Below are 25,809 nucleotides of genomic sequence, written 5' to 3'. Positions count from 1 at the left end.
AATTTCATCATTGACTCTTAATGTGACAGTGATTACAATTCCGCCTCTTTGTTGAGAGGCGTCGGTTTGTCCTCCTTATCTTAATAAAGAAGACGCTTTGACCCACGCCGGGTTAACATCGACCTAAAACTACTGATCAGTAAAGGTAATTATCATGAAACGCACTTTTCAACCTACAGTTCTAAAGCGCAAGCGTACTCACGGCTTCCGTGCTCGCATGGCAACTAAGAACGGTCGTAAAGTAATTAATGCACGTCGTGCTAAAGGCCGTGCGCGCCTGTCAAAATAATTTTTTATTTTGAATACGTACGCGTTCAATCGGGAGTTACGTTTGTTAACTCCCGAGCATTATCAAAATGTCTTCCAGCAAGCTCACCGAGCTGGCTCACCTCATTTCACCATCATTGCCCGTAACAATACCCTTTCCCATCCAAGACTGGGACTAGCGGTACCTAAAAAGCAAATCAAAACTGCCGTTGGCCGTAATCGCTTTAAACGCCTTGCTCGCGAAAGTTTTCGTAACAAACAACACCAACTTCCTAATAAAGATTTTGTTGTTATTGCCAAGAAAAGCGCGCAAGATCTCAGCAATGATGAAATTTTCGCCCTGTTTGATAAATTATGGCAGCGTCTGTCTCGCCCTTCACGTGGCTAGCCATCGGGCTGGTCCGTCTCTATCAAGGCCTGATTAGTCCTCTTATTGGGCCGCGCTGTCGTTTTACTCCAACCTGTTCTACCTATGCCATTGAAGCGTTGAAAGCTCACGGTTTTGTAAAAGGGTGTTGGTTATCAAGCAAACGTCTATTAAAATGCCACCCTTTGAATGAAGGTGGCTATGACCCCGTTCCACCAGCCCAAACACAAGACAGAGATAAATAACGATGGATTCTCAACGTAATATCCTGTTAATCGCGCTAGCACTGGTTTCTTTCCTCTTGTTCCAACAATGGCAAGTCGCAAAGAACCCAGCACCGCAGCCGGTTGAGCAGGCACAATCAAGCAGTACTTTACCTGCACCATCTTTTGCAGATGAGCTTGATCCCGCACCGTCACAACAAGCTTCAGCAAAAACCATCACCGTAACCACTGACGTTTTGACGTTAACCATTGATACGGTAGGTGGTGATGTGGTTCATGCAGACCTAAACCAGTACTCCGCTGAACTTGATTCCACCGATCCATTCGTTCTTCTCAAAAACGAAGCGGGCCACCAGTTCATCGCTCAAAGTGGCCTTGTTGGCCCACAGGGCATTGACCTAAGCAGCTCGAATCGTCCGCAATACGCCGTTGATGCCGACAGCTTTACCTTGGCAGAAGGTCAAGATGAGCTACGCATTCCAATGACGTACGCGGCCAACGGTCTTGAATACACCAAAACCTACATCCTAAAGCGTGACAGCTACGCAGTGGATGTCGAATTTGATGTTCGCAACCTATCAGGCAACAACGCGACCTTTGGTATGTACGCGCATCTTCGTCAAAACCTGATGGACGATGGTGGCAGCATCACTATGCCAACTTACCGTGGCGGTGCGTACTCCAGTGACGACACTCGTTACAAAAAGTACAGCTTCGATGATATGCAAAGCCGTAATCTGTCGATCACCTTACCGAATGGTCAAGGTTGGGCGGCGATGATCCAACACTACTTTGCGAGTGCATGGATCCCACGCAATGAGCCTGGCACCAACCTCTACACGCGTGTAATTGGTAACATGGGCGACATCGGCGTTCGCATGCCAAACAAAACCATCGCTGATGGTGAGTCTGCACAATTCAACGCCACGCTGTGGGTGGGTCCAAAACTGCAAGACGCAATGGCAGAAACGGCACCTAACCTAGACTTGGTGGTCGATTACGGTTGGCTATGGTTCATCGCTAAGCCACTGCACACTTTGCTCTCTTTCATTCAGAGCTTTGCGGTGAACTGGGGTGTCTCTATCATGATCCTCACGTTCATTGTCCGTGGTGCCATGTACCCACTGACCAAAGCCCAATACACCTCAATGGCGAAAATGCGTATGCTTCAGCCTAAGCTGCAAGCGATGCGTGAGCGTATCGGTGATGACCGTCAGCGCATGAGCCAAGAGATGATGGAGCTGTATAAGAAAGAGAAAGTGAACCCACTGGGTGGCTGTCTACCGCTTATTCTCCAGATGCCGATCTTCATCGCTCTCTACTGGGCATTGATGGAATCGGTCGAGCTTCGTCACTCGCCGTTCTTCGGTTGGATTCACGACCTCTCTGCGCAAGACCCATACTACATCTTGCCGCTACTGATGGGTGCGTCGATGTTCCTCATCCAGAAGATGAGCCCAACCACAGTGACAGACCCAATGCAGCAGAAGATCATGACCTTTATGCCGGTGATGTTTACCTTCTTCTTCCTGTTCTTCCCGTCTGGTCTAGTACTTTACTGGTTGGTTTCGAACGTGGTAACACTTATCCAGCAAACGCTCATTTACAAGGCGCTGGAGAAAAAAGGCTTACATTCGAAGTAACAGCTAAGCATCATCAAAAGGCGGCCAAAAGGTCGCCTTTTTGTTTTGCGCTGTTTACAATTTGCTGACGACCATTGCGCCATACAGATTCAGCGCCTAATTCGCTGTTTATTGACCATAGAGATAATCTTATGACCACAGAGACCATCGTAGCCCAAGCCACCGCCCCAGGCCGAGGCGGTGTCGGCATCATTCGCGTGTCAGGCCCGCTTGCCGAGCAAGTGGCTATCGCGGTGACCGGCAAATCACTGCGTCCTCGCTACGCCGAATATTTGCCGTTTATGGCCCAAGATGGCAGCCAACTAGACCAAGGCATTGCACTCTATTTCCCCAATCCCCACTCGTTCACGGGCGAAGATGTCCTTGAACTGCAAGGGCATGGCGGCCCTGTTGTGATGGACATGCTGATCAAACGCATCGTCGATATTCCGGGGATTCGCATCGCACGCCCAGGGGAATTTTCCGAGCGCGCGTTTTTAAATGACAAGCTCGATTTGGCGCAAGCCGAAGCGATCGCCGATTTGATTGATGCGAGCTCAGAAGAAGCGGCTAAATCGGCGCTCCAATCGCTTCAGGGCGCGTTCTCGGGCCGAATTAATACCCTGGTCGAGTCACTGATTCATCTGCGTATCTACGTTGAAGCCGCGATTGATTTCCCCGAGGAAGAGATCGATTTTCTCGCCGATGGTAAAGTCGCCGCCGATCTGCAAACCATCATCGACAACCTAGAAGCCGTGCGCAAAGAGGCCAACCAAGGCGCCATCATGCGTGAAGGGATGAAAGTGGTGATCGCTGGTCGACCTAACGCCGGTAAATCCAGCCTACTCAATGCGCTATCAGGCAAGGAATCTGCGATTGTGACCGACATTGCAGGCACAACGCGTGACGTGCTGCGCGAGCACATCCACATTGACGGCATGCCTTTGCACATTATTGATACCGCTGGGCTGCGTGATGCGTCGGATGAAGTGGAAAAAATCGGTATCGAGCGCGCTTGGGATGAAATTGCCCAAGCAGATCGCGTGCTATTTATGGTCGATGGCACCACCACCGACGCCACCGATCCCAAAGAGATTTGGCCGGATTTTGTCGATCGTCTGCCCGACAGCATCGGCATGACAGTGATCCGCAATAAAGCCGATCAAACTGGCGAGGAACTTGGGATCTGCCATGTGAACACACCGACGCTGATCCGCTTATCCGCGAAAACTGGCGCTGGCGTCGATGCACTACGCACTCACCTGAAAGCCTGTATGGGCTTCTCCGGCGGCAGTGAAGGTGGCTTTATGGCCCGCCGCCGCCATCTCGATGCACTCGCCAAAGCGGCTGAGCACCTCGATATCGGTCAGCAGCAACTTGAAGGCTACATGGCCGGAGAAATCCTCGCAGAAGAGCTGCGTATCGCTCAGCAGCATCTCAATGAGATCACTGGCGAATTCAGCTCTGATGACCTATTAGGCAGAATTTTCTCTTCATTCTGTATCGGTAAATAACTCACAATGCGCGGCACACGGTCGCGCTTTTTATTGGCGTAAGGAAAACCCATGATCCACATAATAACAGGCAGTACCTTAGGCGGAGCCGAATACGTTGGCGATCACCTTAGTGATCTGCTGATTGAACAAGGCTTTGAAACCACAATCCACAACCAACCGGATCTGAATGAGATAGAGGCACAAGGCACTTGGCTCATCATCACTTCAACCCACGGTGCGGGCGAATACCCAGACAACATTCAGCCCTTCATTGCCGCGCTGCAAAACACACCGCCAAATATGGCGAACGTCAACTATGCGGTGATCGCGATTGGTGATTCGAGCTACGATACCTTTTGCGCAGCAGGCCAACATGCCTACGCCCTATTGGAAGACATAGGTGCCACGCCGCTCGCGGAGTGCGTTACGATTGATGTCCTTAGCCATGACGTACCAGAAGATGCTGCACAAGCCTGGCTAGAAACTCATATCGACCGTTTCTGATCCCCCTTCTCGGCCAGTATTGTGCGCAGTATTGGCCGATGTTCACCTCACCTTCTCTTTTCCTCTCGTACTGTTCGCTGCTTTTTTAGCCAAAACATCTGTGGATAACTAAAATGATATCCCGTTATCTTCCTTTAGTTATCCAAATAACAACTTTTACCTTTGCCAACCCCTGTGTATAACCATCGATTTTGATCCCAGGTAATCCTCGATCTGATCAAGGTAAGATCACATGATGTGATCATAAAAAGATCCATGATCTTGTTGATCATTTTTTAGTTATCCACAGAGATCTTCGATCCTAATAGTAGATCTAATAAAAGATCATATATATAGATCTTATATATATAAGAGTTTCAGCCCTTTAAGACAAAAGCGTCAAAAGCATTTTCTCTCCCTTGGAAAGAAGGTAGAATAACGCTCTTTTAACTTTTCTATTGCTTGATTGAATACCTGAGGTCAGTTCATGCTTTATCACGAAAACTTTGACGTCATCGTTGTCGGTGGCGGTCATGCAGGAACGGAAGCCGCCCTCGCGTCTGCACGTACAGGTCAAAAGACGCTGTTGCTGACGCACAATATCGACACACTAGGACAGATGTCATGTAACCCTGCCATTGGTGGGATCGGTAAAGGCCATCTTGTCAAAGAGGTCGATGCAATGGGCGGTTTGATGGCACAAGCCATCGACCACGCAGGTATTCAATTTCGTACACTCAACGCTTCCAAAGGCCCAGCGGTACGCGCCACTCGCGCTCAAGCGGATCGTGCTTTGTACAAAGCGTATGTTCGCCATGCGTTGGAAAATGCGCCAAACCTAACACTATTCCAACAATCGGTGGATGACCTGATTGTTGAAAACGAAGTGGCGGTGGGTGTAGTGACTCAAATGGGTCTCAAGTTTCGCGCCAAAGCAGTGGTGCTCACCGTCGGGACATTCCTAGGTGGCAAGATCCACATTGGCATGGAAAGCGCTTCTGGTGGCCGCGCTGGGGATCCGCCATCGATCGCGCTTGCGGATCGTCTGCGTGAATTACCGTTCCGCGTTGATCGTTTGAAAACCGGTACGCCTCCGCGCATCGATGCACGCAGTGTGGATTTCTCACAGCTAGAAGTGCAACACGGTGACAACCCGACTCCAGTATTCTCGTTTTTAGGCGATCGTCGCCAACATCCGGCGCAGATCCCGTGTTACATCACGCACACCAACGAGAGCACCCACGAAGTGATCCGCAACAACCTCGATCGTAGCCCGATGTACGCCGGGGTGATTGAAGGGATTGGGCCACGTTACTGTCCTTCGATTGAAGACAAAGTGATGCGCTTTGCGGATAAGAACAGCCACCAGATTTTCATTGAGCCGGAAGGCTTGACGACACACGAACTCTACCCGAATGGTATTTCCACCAGCTTGCCGTTCGATGTTCAGGTTCAAATCGTGCGTTCAATGAAAGGGTTTGAAAACGCGCACATCGTGCGTCCGGGATACGCGATCGAGTACGATTTCTTCGACCCGCGTGATCTCAAGCAAACCTATGAAACCAAATTTATATCTGGTCTGTTCTTTGCAGGCCAGATCAACGGTACCACCGGTTACGAAGAAGCGGCGGCACAAGGTTTGATGGCCGGTTTGAACGCCAGTTTGCACAGCCAGGGCAAAGAAGGTTGGAACCCACGACGCGACCAAGCTTACATGGGCGTGTTGATTGATGACCTCTCGACCATGGGCACGAAAGAACCTTACCGTATGTTCACCTCACGTGCCGAGTACCGTTTGCTGCTGCGTGAAGACAACGCCGATCTGCGTTTGACAGAAAAAGCGCATGAATTGGGCTTAGTGAGTGAGGCGCGTTGGACGCGATTCAATCAAAAGATCGTGCAGATGGAAAAAGAGCGTCAGCGCCTACAAGATATCTGGATCAACCCGAAATCGGCGGGGATCGATGCGCTGAACGATCTACTGAAAACTCCGTTAGTGCGTGAAGCAAGCGGTGAAGATCTTCTTCGTCGACCTGAAATCACCTATCAGCAGCTGACCTCGCTAGAGACCTTCCAGCCTGCATTGGATGATCAGCAAGCGGCAGAGCAAGTGGAGATACAAGTCAAGTACGAAGGTTACATCAAGCGTCAGCAAGACGAGATTGAGAAATCACTGCGTCATGAACACACCAAGTTGCCGCTCGATTTGGATTACCGACAAGTGAAAGGTTTGTCGAACGAAGTGATTGCCAAGCTGTCAGAAGCCAAACCTGAGTCGATTGGTATTGCTTCTCGTATCTCAGGTATTACGCCAGCCGCGATCTCCATTTTGTTGGTGCATTTGAAAAAGCACGGTATGTTGAAAAAAGGTGAGGAAGCGGCATGAGCGCACTACGTGACAAACTCGATGCGCTGATCGCGACCACTGACTTGCAGGTCTCTGATGCGCAACGCGAGCAGTTGGTGGGCTATGTGGCAATGCTGGACAAGTGGAACAAAGCCTACAACCTGACCTCAGTGCGTGACCCGTTTGAGATGTTAGTTAAACACATCTTGGATAGTATTGTTGTGAGTACTCACTTAGTCGGTGAGCGCTTTATCGATGTCGGCACTGGCCCTGGATTGCCAGGGATCCCTTTGGCGATCATGCACCCAGAGAAAACCTTTTATTTGCTCGACAGTCTCGGCAAACGCATTCGCTTTATCAAACAAGTGCTGCATGAGCTGGGGATAAAAAACGTGACGCCGATTCAAAGTCGCGTCGAAGAGTTTCAACCAGAAGAGAAGTTTGACGCTGTTCTAAGTCGCGCATTCGCTTCTATGGTAGACATGGTCAGTTGGTGTCATCACCTTCCAAAAGCGGAGTCAGGCGTGTTTCTGGCGCTGAAAGGTCAATTGCCTCAGGATGAGATTGAACAATTGCCCGACTGGTGTTCTGTGAGCGAGATCAAAGCTTTGAATGTTCCAGAGTTGGAAGGCGAGCGTCATCTAGTAATCTTATCGCGCAAGGATTAATAGCGAGGTTCACTGTGGGAAAAATCGTAGCAATTGCTAACCAAAAAGGTGGCGTGGGTAAAACAACGACCTGTGTCAACTTAGCCGCATCTATGGCTGCGACTAAGCGCAAAGTGTTGGTCATTGACCTCGACCCACAAGGAAACGCAACCATGGCAAGCGGTGTCGACAAATACCAAGTCGACGCCACCGCCTACGAACTGCTGGTTGAAGACGTACCGTTCGAAGAGGTGGTCTGTCGTAAGACGTCTGGCAATTACGATTTGATCGCGGCCAACGGTGATGTCACCGCCGCAGAAATCAAATTAATGGAAGTGTTTGCCCGCGAAGTGCGTCTCAAGCACGCATTATCCTCCGTTCGTGATAACTATGATTTCATCTTTATCGATTGTCCTCCGTCGCTAAACCTTCTTACAATCAATGCTATGGCTGCAGCTGATTCCGTCTTGGTTCCGATGCAGTGCGAGTATTTCGCGTTAGAAGGGTTAACGGCATTGATGGATACGATCAGCAAGCTCGCTGCTGTCGTCAACGAAAATCTAAAAATCGAGGGCTTGTTACGCACCATGTATGACCCGCGTAATCGCCTCTCGAATGAAGTGTCCGATCAACTCAAAAAGCACTTTGGCAACAAAGTGTACCGCACTGTTATTCCCCGAAATGTTCGCTTGGCCGAAGCGCCGAGTCATGGCAAACCTGCCATGTATTACGACAAGTATTCAGCGGGCGCAAAAGCGTACCTTGCCCTTGCTGGAGAAATGCTTCGCCGCGAAGAAGTACCCGCATAATCAACCGAAGGATTCCGTCTTATGTCTAAACGTGGTTTAGGTAAAGGGCTTGACGCTCTGCTATCGACCAGCTCACTGGCGCGTGAGAAACAGCAAAGTGCGCTCAATAGCCAAGCGTTGTCGTCCGATGGGCATTTGACTGAACTGAGTATCAATGCGTTACAACCGGGCGTGTATCAGCCCCGCAAAGAGATGGAGCCTGAAGCGCTCGAAGAGTTGGCCTCATCGATAGAGTCGCAAGGGATTATCCAGCCGATTGTTGTGCGTCAGGTTGAGGCGGACAAATACGAAATCATCGCTGGCGAACGTCGCTGGCGTGCGGCGCGTAAAGCCGGTCTCAAGCAAGTGCCTTGCGTGGTCAAAAATGTCGAAGACCGTGCGGCGGTTGCGATGGCATTGATTGAAAACATTCAGCGCGAAGACCTCAATGCAATTGAAGAAGCCCAAGCATTGGAGCGTCTTCAAGACGAATTTGAATTGACTCATCAGCAAGTGGCGGATGCGATTGGCAAGTCACGCACCACTGTGAGTAACTTGTTAAGACTCAACCAGTTAGATAATGAAGTGAAAGCCTTGATGTCGGCCAAATTGATTGAGATGGGCCATGCTCGCGCGCTACTGGCGTTAGAAGCCACGCAGCAAGTGGCGCTCGCCAATCACGTTGCCAAGAAAAAACTGACGGTGCGTCAAACAGAAAACTTAGTAAAAAAGACGCTCCAGGGCGAAGTTGAATCAACCACGCCAAAACCAGAAATTGATAACACGACGGAGTTATCGTTAAAGCATTTGTCTGAACAATTAAACACAAAAGTTGCCCTACAAATGTCAACAAAAGGCGATGGTAAAATTGTCATCAACTTTGCAGACAATGAGCAACTTCAATCGATGTTAAAACAACTACAAAACATCGATTCCGCTTCCTAGCTCACACTTCCTAGTAGGAATAAAGCTTATCACCGAAGCAATTATTGTGTTTTTGGGTAGGAGCTATATAATTTTCGTGCTTTTTTTCACCATGCATTGACTGTGATCAATGCGGTGTTAGATACAGAAACAGGTGCTTTTGATGTTTAGTGCAAATCGAAGCAAGCAAGGAAGAGCTGCTTTTAGACTCGTCCACCTCCAGCTGATATTTGTGCTCCTCATCGGGAGCTTGGCTTATGTGATGATCAGCCCTGAAACGGCTCGCTTTGTTTTAAAAGGCGGCTTTATCGCGGTGATGGGTAATTACATTTATGCCCTGTTTACGTTTTTCCCTAAACCAGGGTCCGATGGGAAAGTTCTCCTTGGCTTCCTGATGGTGGGATGGGCGTTAAAGCTGGTGTTTACCATAGTGATGTTTGTGTTGGTGTTTTCTGTCAACGAGTTCCTCAAACCTGGGGCGTTCTTTACAGGTTACAAGCTCACACTGCTGATCTTCTGGTTATCACCAATTTTATTTTTTCATAAAAATGGGATTAACCATGGCTGATACTCCGCAGGAATATATTCAGCACCACCTAACCAACGCGAAGATTTGTGTGGTTGATGGTGGCGTAGCAACCAACTATGGTTGTGCCGACGCTGGGTTCTGGACCTTACATTGGGATTCATTGTTGTTCTCTGTTGGTCTGGGTGCACTATTTTTGTGGTTGTTTTATCGTGTCGGAAAAAATGCAACCACAGGCACGCCTGGTAAGCTGCAATGTTTTATCGAAATGGTCGTAGAGCAAGTCGATGCCATTGTAAAAGATGCTTTCCATGGTCGTGATAAATTAGTCGCACCACTAGCTCTCACCTTGTTTGTGTGGATTTTCCTCATGAACTTGATGGATCTAGTACCCGTTGACTTTATTCCTCATCTAATGGGGGCGGCTGGCTTTGAGTACTTTAAGATCGTACCAACGGTTGACTTAAACATCACGCTAGCACTTGCATTAGGTGTCCTAGTACTGACGGTGGTTTACTACATCAAGTACAAAGGATTTAAAGGATTTGTGAAAGAATTTACGCTTCACCCAATTAACAATAAAGCGTTAATTCCTTTCAACTTAGTTTTGGAAAGTGTCTCATTGCTGGCTAAGCCGGTGTCTCTTTCTTTACGTCTTTACGGCAACATGTACTCGGGCGAGTTGATCTTTATCCTGATCGCTGTGACCTACGGTGCTGGTGTTGTATTGGGTGGATTAGGTGTCGTCGCGCACGTCATTTGGGCAATCTTCCACATATTAGTAATTGTTTTACAAGCCTTCATTTTTACAATGCTGACTGTTGTTTACCTCAGCATGGCAAGTAACGATTCACATTAATTTTTACCTAACTTTTTTATCAAATCTGATTTGGAGATAATTATGGAAATTTATTTGGTTGTAGGTCTACTACTAGGCATGTGTGCTATCGCAACAGGTTTTGGTTTCGCGATCCTTGGTGGTAAGTTCCTTGAGTCAGTTGCTCGCCAGCCAGAAATGGCGCCTGTTCTACAAACCAACATGTTCATCATCGCGGGTCTATTGGATGCGGTTCCAATGATCGGTGTTGGTATCTCTATGTACATGCTATTCGCACTGTAATAGACCTCTCTTATTCATTCATGATACGTCGTTTCGATGTTTCGAAACTAAGAATAGGTAAAGGAGGGTCATTGTGAATATCAATGCTACTCTGCTGGGACAAGCAATAGCATTTCTAATTTTTGTGTGGTTCTGCATGAAGTTCGTGTGGCCACCATTAATTGCTGCTATTGAAGAACGCCAAAAGAAGATCTCTGAAGGTCTAGAGTCGGCGGCACGTGCGGACAAAGCGTTAGAGCTTGCCAAGCACAATGCGGCAGACCAGCTGAAAGACGCGAAGAAACAAGCATTAGAAATCATCGAGCAAGCGAACAAACGCAAAGCTCAGATTTTGGATGAAGCCCGCAACGAAGCTACTGTCGAGCGAGATCATATTCTTTCTCAAGGTAAAGCTGAGCTGGAAGCAGAAACATTGCGTGCGCGCAATGAGCTGAAGAAAGACGTGGCGAGCTTAGTGATTCTTGGCGCAGAGAAAGTGATCGAGCGTTCTATTGATCCAGCTGCACATCAAGACATCCTTGATAGTATTTCAGCAAAACTATAACAAGAGGGCATCAGTATGTCGGATTTGACAACTATTGCTCGACCATATGCTAAGGCTGCATACGGCTTTGCGAGTGATAACAGTGCCATTGAACAATGGTCACAGATGCTTGCATTTGCCAAAGAGATGTCTTCAGTGAAAGAGCTAAAGACCGCTGCTTTGAGTTTGCAGCCTGAGCAACTAGTGCAATTGTATGTTGATGTTGGCGGGGAATACTTTGATGAACCCTTTCAAAACTTTTTGAAAGTGGTGATCGAGAATCGTCGCACCTCAGCGTTAAGTGATATTTATCAGCAGTACAAGAAACTGGCAGACAAGGCTTCAAATACGAAAGAGGTGACGGTTACGACGTCTACTGAATTGTCTGAAGCGCAAAAGTCGCAGCTTATCGCCAGCCTTGAACAGCGTTTTGGTGGCACAGTGAAATTAAACTGTATCGTTGATGCGCACTTGATCGGCGGCGCGGTTATCCGTGATGGCGATACTGTGTTGGATAACTCACTCGTTAGCCGTTTAACTCGTCTTAAAGACGTTATTAAGTCTTAAATTAGGGGAATTGGAGCAATGCAACTTAATTCCACGGAAATTAGCGAACTGATTAGACAGCGCATTGAAAAATTCAATGTCGTGTCTGAAGTTCGTAATGAGGGTACGATCGTCTCTGTAAGTGACGGTATTCTCCGCATTCACGGTCTTGAAGATGTGATGCAAGGTGAAATGATCGAGCTTCCAGGTGATCGTTTTGCATTGGCATTAAACCTAGAGCGCGACTCTGTTGGTGCTGTAGTGATGGGCCCGTACGCAGACCTTAAAGAAGGGATGAAAGTGACGGGTACTGGACGCATCCTTGAAGTACCTGTAGGCCCTGAGCTACTTGGCCGTGTGGTTAACACACTGGGTCAACCAATTGATGGCAAAGGTCCTATCGATGCGAAACTGAGCTCACCAGTTGAAGTGATTGCACCAGGTGTTATCGACCGTAAGTCGGTTGATCAGCCTGTTCAAACCGGTTACAAGTCTGTTGACTCAATGATCCCAATCGGTCGTGGTCAGCGTGAGCTTATCATCGGTGACCGTCAGACTGGTAAAACGGCGATGGCGATCGATGCCATCATCAACCAGAAAGACTCGGGTATTTTCTCTATCTACGTAGCGATTGGTCAGAAAGCATCGACCATTGCTAACGTGGTCCGCAAACTAGAAGAGCACGGCGCACTGCAGAACACGATTGTGGTCGTAGCATCGGCTTCTGAATCTGCAGCGCTTCAATACCTAGCGCCATACGCAGGTTGTGCGATGGGTGAGTACTTCCGTGACCGCGGTGAAGATGCACTGATTGTTTACGATGACCTGTCTAAACAAGCGGTCGCTTACCGTCAGATCTCTCTACTCCTAAAACGTCCACCAGGCCGTGAGGCTTTCCCGGGTGACGTATTCTACCTCCACTCACGTCTACTAGAGCGCGCTGCGCGAGTCAACGAAGAGTACGTAGAGCGTTTCACCAACGGTGAAGTGAAAGGTAAGACAGGCTCTCTGACTGCGCTACCTATCATCGAAACTCAAGCGGGTGACGTATCGGCATTCGTACCGACCAACGTAATCTCGATTACCGACGGTCAGATCTTCCTACAAACTGAGCTGTTCAACGCGGGTGTACGCCCAGCGGTTGACCCAGGTATCTCAGTATCTCGTGTAGGTGGTTCGGCTCAGACGAAAATCATCAAGAAACTGTCAGGTGGTATCCGTACTGCATTGGCGGCATACCGTGAATTGGCTGCGTTTGCTCAGTTCTCATCGGATCTTGATGCAGCGACGAAACGCCAGCTAAATCACGGTCAGAAAGTGACTGAGTTGATGAAGCAGCAGCAGTACGCGCCAATGTCAGTGTTTGACCAAGCATTGTCTATTTTCGCGGCGGAACGTGGCTATCTCGATGATATCGAGCTCAACAAAGTCCTCGACTTTGAAGGTGCTCTACTATCGTATGCTCGTGCTCAGCATGCAGATTTTGCAGCTGAGATCGACAAGTCTGGCGCTTACAACGATGAAATCGAAGCTCAACTGAAAGCCTTGGTTGATGATTTCAAAGCAACCCAAACTTGGTAATTACAAGCAAGTTTTGTAATTAACGGAGAGTAACGATGGCCAATACAAAAGAAATTCGTAGCAAGATTGGTAGTGTCAAAAGCACTCAAAAAATCACGAAAGCGATGGAAATGGTAGCGGCTTCCAAAATGCGTCGTACGCAAGATGCAATGGAAGGCCCTCGTCCTTACGCTGAAATAATACGTAAAGTCATTGGTCATTTAGCGCACGGTACCTTGGAATACAAACATCCATTCCTTGTGGAACGTGGCGCTAAGCGCGTTGGGTATATTGTGGTATCGACCGATCGTGGTCTTTGTGGCGGCTTGAACATTAACTTGTTCAAGCAAGCCGTCAAGGAGATGAACGATTGGTCGAATCAAGGTGTAGAGATTGAGCTGGCAGTGATCGGTTCAAAAGCCACATCTTACTTCAATAGCATAGGTGCGAAGATTGTCGCTCAAACCTCAGGTTTGGGAGACACGCCATCATTAGATGATCTGATCGGTTCTATCAAAGTCATGCTTAAGAAGTATGAAGAGGGTGAAATCGATCGCTTGTACCTAGTGTTCAATGAGTTTGTGAACTCAATGACACAGCAACCCAAAATTGATCAATTAATACCTTTGCCTAAGTCCATGAGTGACGATGAGTCGTTCAAGCATGCGTGGAGCTATATGTTTGAGTCAGACCAAAAGGTTCTGCTCAATACCTTGATGTCTCGTTATATCGAGTCTCAGGTGTACCAGGCTGTGGTTGAAAACTTAGCGTGCGAAATGGCTGCTCGTATGATTGCTATGAAAGCAGCATCTGACAATGCTGGAAACTTGATCGATGAACTAGAGCTTGTGTACAACAAAGCCCGTCAAGCGGCGATTACACAAGAGCTATCCGAGATCGTTTCTGGTGCGGCAGCAGTGTAATTTAGGCAGATTAAATTTAGAGGATTAACGATGGCTACAGGTAAGATCGTACAGATCATCGGTGCGGTAGTCGACGTAGAGTTCCCACAGAGCGATGTACCAAGTGTATATGACGCTCTAAACGTTACGGACTCAAAAGAGCGTCTTGTTCTTGAAGTTCAGCAACAGCTAGGCGGTGGCGTAGTTCGTTGTATCGTGATGGGTAGCTCTGATGGTTTACGTCGCGGAGTGGAAGTGGTTAACACAGGCGCTCCAATTTCAGTACCAGTAGGTACTAAGACCCTAGGTCGTATCATGAACGTTCTAGGTGACGCGATTGACGAGCGTGGCGAAATCGGTGCAGAAGAGGTTTACTCTATCCACCGTCAAGCGCCAAGCTACGAAGAGCAATCAAACGAGACAGCGCTTCTAGAAACCGGCGTAAAAGTAATCGACCTAGTTTGTCCATTCGCTAAGGGTGGTAAAATCGGTCTATTCGGTGGTGCAGGTGTAGGTAAGACCGTTAACATGATGGAACTTATCAACAACATCGCACTACAACACTCTGGTCTTTCTGTATTTGCGGGTGTAGGTGAGCGTACTCGTGAGGGTAACGACTTCTACTACGAAATGCAGGAAGCGGGCGTAGTAAACATCGAAAAACCTGAAGAATCAAAGGTTGCGATGGTTTACGGTCAGATGAACGAGCCACCAGGCAACCGTCTACGTGTTGCACTGACAGGTCTAACGATGGCTGAGCGTTTCCGTGACGAAGGCCGTGACGTTCTACTGTTCGTTGATAACATCTACCGTTACACGCTGGCGGGTACGGAAGTATCTGCACTGCTAGGTCGTATGCCTTCAGCGGTAGGTTACCAGCCAACTCTTGCAGAAGAGATGGGTGTACTTCAGGAGCGTATCACGTCAACAAAAGCGGGTTCTATCACGTCTGTACAGGCGGTATACGTACCAGCGGATGACTTGACTGACCCGTCTCCAGCCACCACGTTCGCGCACTTGGATGCAACGGTTGTACTTAACCGTAACATCGCAGCTATGGGTCTATACCCAGCGATCGACCCACTTGACTCAACGTCTCGTCAGCTTGACCCATTAGTGGTTGGTCAAGAACACTACGACATCGCTCGTGGCGTCCAGCAGACACTTCAGCGCTACAAAGAGCTGAAAGACATCATCGCTATCCTAGGTATGGACGAGCTATCTGAAGAAGATAAGCAAGTCGTATCTCGTGCGCGTAAGATTGAGCGTTTCTTGACTCAGCCTTACCACGTAGCGGAAGTCTTCACGGGTGACCCGGGTGTATACGTACCTCTTACAGAGACACTTCGTGGCTTTAAAGGTCTTCTTTCTGGTGAGTATGATGATATTCCTGAGCAGGCATTTATGTACTGCGGAAGCATCGACGACGCTCTAGAAAACGCGAAGAAGATGTAAGCGAAGACTTTAAGGAGGCGTTATGACTGCATCAGTGACCTTTAACCTAGACGTTGTGAGTGCCGAAGAGCGTATTTTCTCTGGCTATGCTCGCAGCATTCAAGTTTCAGGTGAAGAGGGTGATCTCGGTGTTTTAGCGGGTCATACTCCGTTGTTGACGCTGATTCGTCCTGGTATGGTTCGCATCGTAACAAAGAAAGGTAAGGAAGAAATTATTTACCTTTCGGGCGGTATTCTTGAAGTACAGGCTCACGATGTCACCATCTTGGCGGATACCGCTGTTCGAGGTGAAGACCTAGACAAAGCAAAAGCGGAAGAAGCAAAACAGCGTGCAGAAGAGCTGATCAACCTACCTCACGGTGATGTTGATTACGCGAAAGCTGCGGCTGAGCTGGCGAAAGCGGTCGCTCAATTGAAAGTCATTGAGCTCGTGAGACGCAGCAGCCGTCGCTAGTATGATTGTGCGTTGAATCGCTAGATAAAGCCTCGAGTTCGCTCGGGGCTTTTGTTTATTTACAGAAACCTATTTTCTCCGAGTGAAACGGTTTCGCTAACCAAGCATAGCGACGTGAGTGAGCCAACTTAGGTGGTGAGAAGGCTGGTGGCTGCTTAATTTTTAACGGAAAATTTTCCGATTTCATTAACTAATCGTTGATTAGTGTCTAGAATACCCCTCAAGTTTTTATGACAACGTCTATAGGTAATTTCATGAAGTTTAGCGCGGTGATTCTCGCGGCGGGCAAAGGGACTCGCATGTACTCTAACAAGCCAAAGGTACTGCATACCCTAGCGGGTAAACCCATGGTGAAGCACGTGATTGATACTTGCTCTGGGCTCGGCGCGCAAAACATCCACCTCGTCTATGGACACGGTGGCGATCAAATGCAAGCTGAACTGAGCGAAGAGTCGGTTAACTGGGTATTGCAAGCGGATCAATTGGGGACAGGTCATGCGGTGGATCAAGCATCGGATCAGTTTCAAGATGATGAAAAGATCCTGGTGTTGTACGGCGACGTGCCTTTGATCTCGGAAGAGACCATTGAGAGCCTGCTGGATGCGCAGCCTACCGGCGGTATCGCGCTCTTGACTGTCGTCTTGGACAACCCAACAGGCTATGGCCGTATCGTCCGTAAGAATGGCCCTGTTGTGGCGATCGTTGAACAAAAAGATGCCACCGAAGAGCAGCGTCAAATCAAAGAGATCAACACAGGTGTGATGGTTGCGACAGGCGGCGATCTTAAGCGCTGGTTATCAGGCCTCAACAACCAAAACGCGCAAGGTGAATATTACCTCACTGACGTGATTGCGGCCGCGCACGACGAAGGACGCGCTGTCGAGGCGGTTCACCCAGTCAACCCAATCGAAGTGGAAGGGGTCAACGATCGCAATCAGTTGGCGCGCTTGGAACGTGCCTTCCAATCCATGCAAGCTCGCAAGCTGCTTGAGCAAGGCGTGATGCTGCGTGACCCAGCACGTTTTGATTTACGTGGTGAGCTGCAATGCGGTATGGACTGCGAGATTGACGTCAATGTTGTGATTGAAGGCAGCGTCTCTCTTGGCGACAACGTAGTGATTGGCGCTGGGTGTGTGCTTAAAGATTGCGAAATCGACGATAACACCATAGTGCGCCCATACAGTGTGATTGAAGGTGCCACGGTCGGTGAAGAGTGTACCGTTGGGCCATTTACCCGTCTTCGTCCTGGCGCTGAGCTGAAGAAAGACGCCCACGTCGGTAACTTTGTTGAAGTGAAAAACGCGCGTCTTGGTCAGGGTTCAAAAGCCAACCATCTCACTTATCTTGGCGATGCTGAGATTGGTGAGCGTACCAACATTGGCGCAGGTACGATTACGTGTAACTACGATGGCGCAAACAAGTTCAAAACCATTATCGGCAACGACGTGTTTGTTGGCTCAGACAGCCAGCTGGTGGCTCCAGTGACGATTGCTGATGGCGCGACCATAGGCGCAGGCACGACGTTGACGAAAGACGTTGCACAAGGTGAGTTAGTCATCACTCGCGCTAAAGAGCGCAAGATTACAGGCTGGCAGCGTCCGGTGAAGAAAAAATAATCGTCGATGCTCAATATCAAAGCCGCTTCATTGAAGCGGCTTTTTCGATCTATAGGCTTGGAATCGCAATGCGCTTTTCTAGCCAGCGCACAGCTTGAGAGACCAATAAGATAAGCAATAGATATTCGATCACCAAAAAGGTGTAAATCTCCAAAGGTAAGTATTCGGTGACCACCAGCTCGTTAGCTCTGCGGGTCAGATCGCTCAGACCAATGACACTGACCAACGAACTCATTTTGAGGATATAAACAAATTGGTTTCCCAGTGGCGGCAAAATCTGACGGAAGGCTTGTGGCAATATCACAAAGCGCATGGTCTGCCAGTAACCGAGTCCTAACGATTCAGAGGCTTCGCGTTGACCTCGGCTAATGGCTTGAATACCACCGCGAAAGACTTCCGCCATAAACGCGCTTTCGGCGATCGTTAGGGCTATCACGCCTGCCCAGAAATGGTTTAAGGAAAGATCGAGTAAGGTCGGCATCCCATAATAGACCCACAGCAGCAAAACGAGCACCGGGACTGAGCGTACGCTTTCGACATAGAGGCGATTAAACCAACGTAACACTCTCAGGTTGGATAATGCTGGCATCGCGACCATCAAGCCAAGGCTCATCGCGAGCACCATGCTGAGCAAGGAGATCTGCACCGTCTCACCAAATCCACCCATCAAAAACAGTACATTTGCCCGGCCTTGCTCGGTGGTAGGATCGAGTACATACCATCCCCATTGATAGTCACTGCAGCCAGTCAGCAGCAGCGTAGTGATCAACACCCATACTTTAGTGGTCACATTACACCTTGTTTAGACTAGAAAATCCGTTTCTTACTGCTATGTTAACAATGAAAGTGGAATTCGTGTAATCACTAAGGACGATAAAATGAAATCGATCATCTGCGCACTGCTCATCAGTCTGTTTTCGCTCCCGCAAGCGATGGCTCAAGGCAGTCGCCTCCATCAAATTTTAGACTCAGGCGTTCTGCGTGTCGGGACGACCGGCGACTGGAACCCAATGACGATGAAAGACCCAGCGACCAATAGTTATCGAGGGTTTGATATCGATGTGACCACCGAATTAGCCAAAGATCTAGGGGTCAGTGTCGAGTTTGTCGCCACTGACTGGAAAACCTTGGTCAATGGCGTGACTGCCAACAAATATGACATTACAGGCAGTGCGTCGCTCAATATGTCTCGCGCGAAGGTCGCGGGGTACAGTCAGCCCTATTTTTATCTCGCGTTTGTTCCGGTTGTGCAGAAGAAGGATCTGGAGCGCTTCTCAGACTGGTCTGATTTTGACTCGCCTGACGTCAAAGTGGCGGCCACATTGGGTACCGTACAAGAAAAGATGGTGAAAGCGTTTTTCCCTTCTGCGCAGCACATTGTCATCGAAGCGCCCGCTCGTGATTTTCAAGAGCTATTGGCGCGCCGCGCGGACGTCTCGGTGACCTCGAACGTGGAAGCTGCGACCTTGGTCGAGAAGTTTCAACAGTTGGCGATTGTGCCTGTCAAAGAGGCAAGAAAGCCTACCCCGATCGCGATGCTGTTACCCCAAGATGACCAAGTATGGATCAATTACATTAATCACTGGGTTGAGTTGAAGAAAACCCAAGGATTTTTCAAACAGACCGCCGAAAAGTGGGGGCTGAAAACACTTTAGTGTAATAGGTATAGATAGTAAAAGAGCCGCAAAGCGGCTCTTTTGACATTATTTGACTCGCCCTAGGGGCGTTCAAACACGGTTGCGATACCTTGACCTAGACCGATACACATGGTCGCTAATCCGTATTTGGCGTCTTGCGCTTCCATAAGATTGATCAAGGTAGTCGAGATGCGTGAACCTGAGCAGCCTAATGGGTGACCGAGAGCGATAGCGCCGCCATTAAGGTTGACCTTTTCATCCATCACGTCCAGTAAGCCGAGATCTTTCGCAACAGGCAGAGCCTGGGCGGCGAAAGCCTCATTGAGCTCAACCACATCCATATCATCAATAGAGAGGCCAGCGCGCTTGAGGGCTTTTTGTGTTGCAGGTACAGGTCCGTATCCCATGATGGAAGGATCGCAACCGGCAATCGCCATACCTTTGATGCGAGCGCGAATGGTGAGACCAAGCTCTTTGGCTTTCTCCTCACTCATGATCAACATGGCAGAGGCGCCATCAGACAGGGCGGAAGAGGTGCCTGCTGTGACGGTACCGTTGGCAGGGTCAAACACGGGGCGCAACTGAGACAGACCTTCGACCGAGGTTTCTGGACGAATTACTTCATCAAAGTCGAGGGTAAACAGTGTGCCGTCTGCGGCGTGACCTTCGGTTGGAAGAATCTCGTTCTTAAAACGGCCTTCGACCGTGGCTGCGTGAGCTCTAGCATGCGAACGTGCCGCGAATGCATCTTGCTGCTCACGACTGATCTGGTGCAGTTTGCCGAGCATCTCCGCGGTGAGACCCATCATACCCGCCGCTTTCGCTACGTGTTTTGACATGCCTGGGTGGAAGTCGACGCCATGATTCATTGGAACGTGCCCCATGTGCTCGACACCACCAATCAGGCAGATCTCTGCATCGCCTGTCATGATGGCGCGCGTGCCATCGTGCAGCGCTTGCATTGAGGAGCCGCACAGACGGTTAACTGTCACGGCACCAATCTCAATCGGCAGCCCTGCGAGGAGCGCAGCATTACGGGCAATATTGAAGCCTTGCTCAAGGGTTTGTTGCACACAGCCCCAGTAGATGTCTTCAATCTCGCTTGGGTTCACCTGCGGGTTACGGGCCAAGATGCCTTTCATTAAGTGTGCCGATAAATCTTCTGCACGCGTATGGCGGAATGCGCCGCCTTTTGAACGTCCCATCGGAGTACGTAGACAATCGACAACGACGACGTTTCTGGTGTGGTTAGTCATGCTGAAATCTCCTTAGATAGAACTTTGCTGCTGTTGGCCATAGAAGGTCTCGCCTTTTTCAGCCATGGTTTTGAGCAGTTTTGGCACCTGGTACATTGCACCCAGATCCGCGTATTGCTGCGCCATTGCGACAAACTCAGCAATGCCCACACTATCGAGATAACGGAACACCCCACCACGGAACGGAGGGAAGCCAAGACCATAAACCAGCGCCATGTCCGCTTCTTGAGGAGAGGCGATGATGCCCTCTTCAAGACACAGCACCACTTCGTTGATCATTGGAATCATCATGCGTTGAATAATGGTTTGGTCATCAAACGCTTGCGACGATTGCGTCACTTCAGCGAGCAGCGGTAACACATCATCACTGAAGGTTTTCTTCGGTTTGCCTTTTCTATCGACGCTGTAGCTGTAGAAGCCACTGCCGTTTTTCTGGCCGTACTTGTTTGCATCAAACAGCGCATCAATCGCATCACGCTCCGATTTACCCATACGCTCTGGGAAGCCTTGCGCCATGACGGCTTGAGCATGATGTGCCGTATCAATACCGACCACATCGAGCAAGTAAGCAGGGCCCATCGGCCAACCAAACTGACGCTCCATGACTTTATCGACTTGGGTGAAATCGGCCCCATCACGCAGTAGCAAGCTAAAGCCGCCAAAGTAAGGGAAGAGCACACGGTTGACGAAAAATCCCGGGCAGTCATTGACCACGATCGGGGATTTGCCCATCTTAGCCGCATAGGCGACCACGCGGTTGATGGTGTCGTCTGAGGTGTGTTCACCACGGATGATCTCGACCAATGGCATACGGTGTACGGGGTTAAAGAAGTGCATACCACAGAATTTGTCTGGGCGAGACAGCGACTTAGCCAGCAAGTTGATTGGAATAGTCGATGTGTTCGAGGTGATCACCGTCTCTTCGCTCACCTGCTGCTCAACTTCACTCAGCACGGCGGCTTTGACTTTCGGGTTTTCAACCACAGCTTCGACGACAACATCGGCTTGCTCAATGCCCGCGTAGTGCAAGCTTGGTGTGATGGAGGCAAGGATGCCTGCCATTTTGAAGCCATCAATACGGCCACGTTCAAGCTGCTTGTTGAGTAGCTTAGAGGCTTCGGTCATGCCCAGATCCAGTGACGGCTGAGCAATGTCTTTCATTAGCACCGGTACCCCTTTGAGGGCGGATTGGTAAGCAATGCCGCCGCCCATGATGCCAGCGCCAAGTACCGCAGCTCGCGCCGTGGCTTTGTCGGCCGATTTTTCTGCTTTCTTGGCAATCCCTTTGATGTATTGATCGTTAAGGAACAGACCAACTAACGCCTTCGCTTCCTCGGATTTTGCCAACGTAATAAAGTGTTTACGTTCAATGGCCAACGCTTCATCGCGCGCAAAACCTGCGCCTTGTTCGATGGTCTTGACCGCCGTCATCGGCGCTGGGTAGTGCGGGCCTGCTTTCTGGGCGACTAACCCTTTGGCCATGGTAAAGCTCATCATAGATTCGAGCTTGCTGAGCGTCAGCGCGGAGGTTTTTTGTTTGCGGCGAGCTTGCCAGTCGATTTTCTCATTGACGGCTAGGGTGAGCGTGCTCAGCGCAGAGTCGTAAAGTGTCTCAGAGTCGACGACGGCGTCCAACAATCCGATCGCGAGTGCTTCGTCTGCACGGCAGGCTTTGCCTTGAGTGATCACTTCCATCGCGCTGTCTGCGCCGATCACGCGCGGTAGGCGAACACAGCCACCAAAGCCTGGCATGATGCCCAGTTTGGTCTCAGGTAGGCCGATGCTGGTGGTTTTATCGCCAATGCGCATGTCGGTAGCGAGTACACACTCACAACCGCCACCTAAGGTGTGGCCTTTGACCACAGAGACGGTCGGCACTGGGAGATCTTCAAGCTTATTGAAGATGCTGTTGGCGAATTGGAGCCACGTATCGAGCTGGGCTTCTGGTTTGGCAAACAAACCTAAGAATTCGGTGATGTCGGCGCCAACAATGAACGCGTCTTTGTCTGAAGTCAGCAGCAGACCTTTAAGACCTGAATGTTGAGCGAGGGCATCGAGCGCCTTATCGAGAGACTCGAGTGTGGCGAGATCGAGTTTGTTAACGGATTGTGGAGAGCAGAAACAGAGTTCAGCTAACCCGTCGTTTAATTCCTTTACCTGTAGGGTGTCGGCTTGGTAAATCATTGTCTATCTCCATGACATACAATCGTGGATTGCGTGTTGATCTCGCGAACCGGTCGTTATGGACCACGCAAGATTAACTAGGAAAGTTGTTATATTTATTGCTCTGGTTAGACCAGAGAACTTAGTGTGGATCGCTCATTGGACAAATTCAATACATTTTTCAAACAAGTGTTTAACATTGTGCGCTTGAACAAATCTTAGACGACGCGCAAACCGCTCTCATGTTAGACTCACGCCAGTTTGCCAAGACTTGCTATGCCCATGAATGATCACCCTTATTTAATTCCCCTGCAGCCTGCGGTGTTTGAAGAAGAGATAAAGAAGAGCGTCTTTATCACCCAGCTCGCCCACACACCAAGTATCGACAGTGCTAAGACGTTTATCGAACAAGTGAGACGGGCGCACCCCAGTGCTCGGCACCATTGTTGGGGTTTTGTCGCAGGGCGACCGGAAAATTCCATGCTGTGGGGATTCAGTGATGATGGTGAGCCATCGGGGACAGCGGGCAAACCAATCTTGGCTCAATTATCCGGATCGGGCGTCGGTGAAGTGACGGCGGTCGTCACCCGTTATTCAGGTGGCATCAAGCTGGGGACGGGTGGCTTGGTCAAAGCCTATGGTGGCGGTGTGGGGCAAGCGCTTAAGTTGCTTCAAACAATTGAGAAAAAAATCACCACAAACTTGCGACTGGAGTTAGACTATGGCTTCCTGCCTATTGCGCAGGCGATGCTACCGCAATTCAATGCCGTGGAAGTATCGGCCGAGTACAGCGATCATGTCGTGCTGGTGGTAGAGATAGAGCGGAGGGATGCCGCTGTGTTTACCCAGGCGGTCATCAATAAAAGTGGCGCCAAAGCTAACATCACCTCTTTCGATGGAAAACAATGATAATTAGGAAGTCTGAAGCCAAGCTTCAATAGTCGTCTCTGTATGCAATTTCGTTCAATTATTCGCATCGTCGGCCTACTGCTGGCCCTATTTAGCGTCACCATGCTGGCGCCTGCTTTAGTCGCACTCATCTATCGAGACGGTGCGGGCGTGCCCTTTGTCTCCACCTTTTTTGTTTTGCTTGCCTGTGGCGCAGTGTGTTGGTTTCCGAATCGTCGTCATAAACATGAATTGAAAGCGCGTGATGGCTTTCTGATTGTGGTGCTGTTTTGGACGGTACTGGGCAGTGCAGGAGCGCTGCCTTTTTTAGCGGCGGATTACCCCAATGTGTCGGTGACCGATGCGTTTTTTGAATCATTCTCCGCGCTGACCACAACAGGGGCCACCGTCATTGTTGGGCTGGATGAGTTACCAAAAGCGATCCTTTTTTATCGTCAGATACTGCAATGGTTTGGTGGCATGGGGATCATCGTGCTCGCGGTGGCGATATTACCCGTGCTGGGTATCGGTGGTATGCAGCTTTATCGCGCTGAGATACCGGGTCCGGTCAAAGATACCAAGATGACGCCAAGGATTGCAGAAACCGCGAAAGCGCTTTGGTACATCTACCTGAGTTTGACGATTGCGTGTGCACTTGCGTTCTGGTTGGCCGGCATGACGCCATTCGACGCGATCAGCCATAGCTTTTCGACTATCGCGATCGGGGGGTTCTCTACTCATGACGCCAGTATGGGGTATTTCGATAGCTACGCCATCAATATGATCACTGTGGTGTTCTTATTGATTTCTGCCTGTAACTACTCACTTCACTTTGCCGCCTTTGCTTCTGGCGGTGTACACCCTAAATATTATTGGAAAGATCCCGAGTTTCGCGCATTCCTCTTTATTCAAGCGCTGCTCTTTATCATCTGTTTCCTCGTGTTATTGAATCATCACTCTTACGACTCAAAATACGATGCGTTTGACCAAGCGCTGTTCCAGACAGTTTCGATTTCGACAACAGCAGGCTTTACTACCACAGGATTTTCAGAGTGGCCGCTGTTTCTTCCCGTCCTATTGCTGTTCTCCTCTTTTATTGGTGGTTGCGCCGGTTCGACCGGTGGTGGGATGAAGGTGATCCGTATCCTGCTATTAACACTACAAGGCGTGCGAGAGCTCAAACGTCTGGTTCACCCAAGAGCGGTGTATACCATTAAAGTCGGCGGAAGTGCTCTATCACAACGAGTGGTCGATGCTGTGTGGGGGTTTTTCTCTGCCTACGCATTGGTCTTTGTGGTTTGCATGCTGGGTCTTATTGCGAGCGGCATGGACGAATTAAGTGCCTTCTCTGCAGTGGCCGCCACGCTGAACAACTTAGGCCCGGGTCTTGGCGAAGTGGCACTCCACTTCGGCGATGTAAATGATAAAGCCAAATGGGTGTTGATCGTCTCTATGTTGTTTGGGCGTCTCGAAGTGTTCACCCTACTGATTCTGCTGACCCCTACCTTTTGGAAAAGTTAAAGGAAGTCCATGTCAAAAGCGCTGTTTCTCTATTCTTCCCGTGAAGGACAGACAAAAAAAATTCTCCACACCCTGCAACAACAATTGGACATGGAGTGCGACATTATCGATCTCCACCTTGTTGATCAGGTCGACTTTGCCCCCTACGAGCGAGTGCTGGTCGGCGCCTCTATTCGTTATGGCCACTTAAATAAGCAACTGTATCGTTTTATTGAGCGAAACCTCGATCAACTGCAGCAGCACAAAGCAGCATTTATTTGTGTCAATCTGACCGCGAGAAAAGAAGCGCAAGGAAAGGACACCCCAGAAGGGAGTGCGTACATCAAAACCTTCCTCAGCAAATCCGCTTGGCAACCCAGTCTGATTGGTGTTTTTGCCGGGGCGCTGCGTTACCCACGTTACAATTGGTTCGATAAAACTATGATTAAGTTCATTATGTCGATGACAGGCGGTGAAACCGATACAACCAAAGAGGTG

The 25,809-nt window shown here is 49.4% G+C and carries 27 protein-coding genes; 24 read left to right on the top strand and 3 right to left on the bottom strand.

The genetic code is table 11. From position 1 onward, the window contains the following. Window positions 1-154 precede the first annotated feature (154 nt). From rpmH to glmU, 20 genes are all read left to right on the top strand, one after another. On the top strand, window positions 155-289 hold the full coding sequence (gene rpmH, locus AC6R0R_RS07670) for a 50S ribosomal protein L34 (RefSeq protein WP_005378825.1): 135 nt from the start codon (window positions 155-157) through the stop codon (window positions 287-289). Window positions 290-331: 42 nt separating this feature from the next. Further along, the gene (rnpA, locus tag AC6R0R_RS07665) at window positions 332-655 is read left to right on the top strand and encodes a ribonuclease P protein component (protein ID WP_334555528.1); all 324 of its coding nucleotides are present in this window, start codon (window positions 332-334) and stop codon (window positions 653-655) included. Further along, complete coding sequence (yidD, locus tag AC6R0R_RS07660) at window positions 622-879, top strand: membrane protein insertion efficiency factor YidD (RefSeq protein ID WP_334555529.1); 258 nt, start codon at window positions 622-624, stop codon at window positions 877-879. Before rnpA ends, yidD begins: the two co-directional genes overlap by 34 nt. Before the next feature lie 2 nt (window positions 880-881). Further along, window positions 882-2,501, top strand: a complete 1,620-nt coding sequence (gene yidC, locus AC6R0R_RS07655) for a membrane protein insertase YidC (protein ID WP_500626273.1) — start codon at window positions 882-884, stop codon at window positions 2,499-2,501. 131 nt (window positions 2,502-2,632) lie between these two features. Beyond that, complete coding sequence (mnmE, locus tag AC6R0R_RS07650; RefSeq protein ID WP_500626272.1) at window positions 2,633-3,994, top strand: tRNA uridine-5-carboxymethylaminomethyl(34) synthesis GTPase MnmE; 1,362 nt, start codon at window positions 2,633-2,635, stop codon at window positions 3,992-3,994. Between the two features lie 51 nt (window positions 3,995-4,045). Continuing rightward, window positions 4,046-4,480 (top strand): FMN-binding protein MioC, encoded by a 435-nt coding sequence (mioC, locus tag AC6R0R_RS07645; protein WP_500626271.1) that lies wholly within the window; start codon window positions 4,046-4,048, stop codon window positions 4,478-4,480. Window positions 4,481-4,946: 466 nt separating this feature from the next. Further along, entirely contained in the window at window positions 4,947-6,845 is a 1,899-nt protein-coding gene (gene mnmG, locus AC6R0R_RS07640; protein ID WP_500626270.1) for a tRNA uridine-5-carboxymethylaminomethyl(34) synthesis enzyme MnmG, read from the top strand. Beyond that, window positions 6,842-7,474, top strand: coding sequence for a 16S rRNA (guanine(527)-N(7))-methyltransferase RsmG (gene rsmG, locus AC6R0R_RS07635; RefSeq protein ID WP_487902954.1), 633 nt, complete (start codon window positions 6,842-6,844; stop codon window positions 7,472-7,474). Before mnmG ends, rsmG begins: the two co-directional genes overlap by 4 nt. Window positions 7,475-7,488: 14 nt before the next feature. After that, the gene (locus tag AC6R0R_RS07630) at window positions 7,489-8,262 is read left to right on the top strand and encodes a ParA family protein (RefSeq protein ID WP_500626269.1); all 774 of its coding nucleotides are present in this window, start codon (window positions 7,489-7,491) and stop codon (window positions 8,260-8,262) included. Window positions 8,263-8,283: 21 nt separating this feature from the next. Then, entirely contained in the window at window positions 8,284-9,186 is a 903-nt protein-coding gene (locus tag AC6R0R_RS07625) for a ParB/RepB/Spo0J family partition protein (protein ID WP_500626268.1), read from the top strand. A gap of 142 nt (window positions 9,187-9,328) precedes the next feature. Continuing rightward, a complete protein-coding gene (locus AC6R0R_RS07620; RefSeq protein ID WP_334555537.1) occupies window positions 9,329-9,733 on the top strand; it encodes an ATP synthase subunit I in 405 nt (134 codons plus the stop codon). Beyond that, window positions 9,726-10,550 carry a F0F1 ATP synthase subunit A gene (gene atpB / locus AC6R0R_RS07615; RefSeq protein WP_334555538.1) on the top strand — a complete coding sequence of 275 codons (825 nt, stop codon included), beginning with the start codon at window positions 9,726-9,728 and terminating at the stop codon, window positions 10,548-10,550. Before AC6R0R_RS07620 ends, atpB begins: the two co-directional genes overlap by 8 nt. A 42-nt stretch (window positions 10,551-10,592) precedes the next feature. Further along, window positions 10,593-10,811 (top strand): F0F1 ATP synthase subunit C, encoded by a 219-nt coding sequence (gene atpE / locus AC6R0R_RS07610; RefSeq protein ID WP_334555539.1) that lies wholly within the window; start codon window positions 10,593-10,595, stop codon window positions 10,809-10,811. 73 nt (window positions 10,812-10,884) lie between these two features. Beyond that, on the top strand, window positions 10,885-11,355 hold the full coding sequence (atpF, locus tag AC6R0R_RS07605) for a F0F1 ATP synthase subunit B (protein WP_487902952.1): 471 nt from the start codon (window positions 10,885-10,887) through the stop codon (window positions 11,353-11,355). Window positions 11,356-11,370: 15 nt separating this feature from the next. Continuing rightward, window positions 11,371-11,901: a F0F1 ATP synthase subunit delta gene (locus tag AC6R0R_RS07600; protein WP_487902951.1), complete on the top strand. Its 531-nt coding sequence runs from the start codon at window positions 11,371-11,373 to the stop codon at window positions 11,899-11,901. An 18-nt stretch (window positions 11,902-11,919) separates the two neighbouring features. Further along, window positions 11,920-13,461 (top strand): F0F1 ATP synthase subunit alpha, encoded by a 1,542-nt coding sequence (gene atpA / locus AC6R0R_RS07595; protein WP_500626267.1) that lies wholly within the window; start codon window positions 11,920-11,922, stop codon window positions 13,459-13,461. A 35-nt stretch (window positions 13,462-13,496) separates the two neighbouring features. After that, window positions 13,497-14,363, top strand: coding sequence for a F0F1 ATP synthase subunit gamma (atpG, locus tag AC6R0R_RS07590; RefSeq protein ID WP_334555543.1), 867 nt, complete (start codon window positions 13,497-13,499; stop codon window positions 14,361-14,363). Window positions 14,364-14,393: 30 nt separating this feature from the next. After that, window positions 14,394-15,797, top strand: coding sequence for a F0F1 ATP synthase subunit beta (gene atpD / locus AC6R0R_RS07585; RefSeq protein ID WP_334555544.1), 1,404 nt, complete (start codon window positions 14,394-14,396; stop codon window positions 15,795-15,797). Window positions 15,798-15,819: 22 nt separating this feature from the next. Further along, entirely contained in the window at window positions 15,820-16,251 is a 432-nt protein-coding gene (locus AC6R0R_RS07580; RefSeq protein ID WP_334555545.1) for a F0F1 ATP synthase subunit epsilon, read from the top strand. Window positions 16,252-16,505: 254 nt separating this feature from the next. After that, window positions 16,506-17,867: a bifunctional UDP-N-acetylglucosamine diphosphorylase/glucosamine-1-phosphate N-acetyltransferase GlmU gene (gene glmU, locus AC6R0R_RS07575; RefSeq protein ID WP_500626266.1), complete on the top strand. Its 1,362-nt coding sequence runs from the start codon at window positions 16,506-16,508 to the stop codon at window positions 17,865-17,867. 49 nt (window positions 17,868-17,916) lie between these two features. Here the strand turns inward: glmU and AC6R0R_RS07570 are convergent, their stop codons facing one another. After that, window positions 17,917-18,657 carry an amino acid ABC transporter permease gene (locus AC6R0R_RS07570; RefSeq protein ID WP_500626265.1) on the bottom strand — a complete coding sequence of 247 codons (741 nt, stop codon included), beginning with the start codon at window positions 18,655-18,657 and terminating at the stop codon, window positions 17,917-17,919. A 142-nt stretch (window positions 18,658-18,799) separates the two neighbouring features. On the opposite strand from AC6R0R_RS07570, the gene AC6R0R_RS07565 reads away from it, so the two are divergent. Further along, a complete protein-coding gene (locus AC6R0R_RS07565; protein ID WP_487902973.1) occupies window positions 18,800-19,522 on the top strand; it encodes a transporter substrate-binding domain-containing protein in 723 nt (240 codons plus the stop codon). A gap of 62 nt (window positions 19,523-19,584) precedes the next feature. Here AC6R0R_RS07565 and fadA read toward each other — a convergent pair whose 3' ends face one another. Further along, window positions 19,585-20,760 carry an acetyl-CoA C-acyltransferase FadA gene (fadA, locus tag AC6R0R_RS07560; RefSeq protein ID WP_500626264.1) on the bottom strand — a complete coding sequence of 392 codons (1,176 nt, stop codon included), beginning with the start codon at window positions 20,758-20,760 and terminating at the stop codon, window positions 19,585-19,587. Window positions 20,761-20,772: 12 nt separating this feature from the next. Next, window positions 20,773-22,944: a fatty acid oxidation complex subunit alpha FadB gene (gene fadB / locus AC6R0R_RS07555; protein ID WP_500626263.1), complete on the bottom strand. Its 2,172-nt coding sequence runs from the start codon at window positions 22,942-22,944 to the stop codon at window positions 20,773-20,775. Window positions 22,945-23,205: 261 nt separating this feature from the next. On the opposite strand from fadB, the gene AC6R0R_RS07550 reads away from it, so the two are divergent. The 3 genes from AC6R0R_RS07550 to hemG form a co-directional block, all read left to right on the top strand. Beyond that, a complete protein-coding gene (locus AC6R0R_RS07550; RefSeq protein WP_500626299.1) occupies window positions 23,206-23,832 on the top strand; it encodes a YigZ family protein in 627 nt (208 codons plus the stop codon). A 42-nt stretch (window positions 23,833-23,874) separates the two neighbouring features. After that, window positions 23,875-25,332, top strand: coding sequence for a TrkH family potassium uptake protein (locus AC6R0R_RS07545; RefSeq protein ID WP_500626262.1), 1,458 nt, complete (start codon window positions 23,875-23,877; stop codon window positions 25,330-25,332). A gap of 9 nt (window positions 25,333-25,341) precedes the next feature. Further along, window positions 25,342-25,809: menaquinone-dependent protoporphyrinogen IX dehydrogenase (hemG, locus tag AC6R0R_RS07540; protein WP_500626261.1), on the top strand; the 468-nt coding region annotated here is incomplete at its 3' end.

The organism is Vibrio sp. R12-SW3-ISO1 (assembly GCF_059834005.1).
This window is presented reverse-complemented; position numbering and strand designations above follow the sequence as displayed.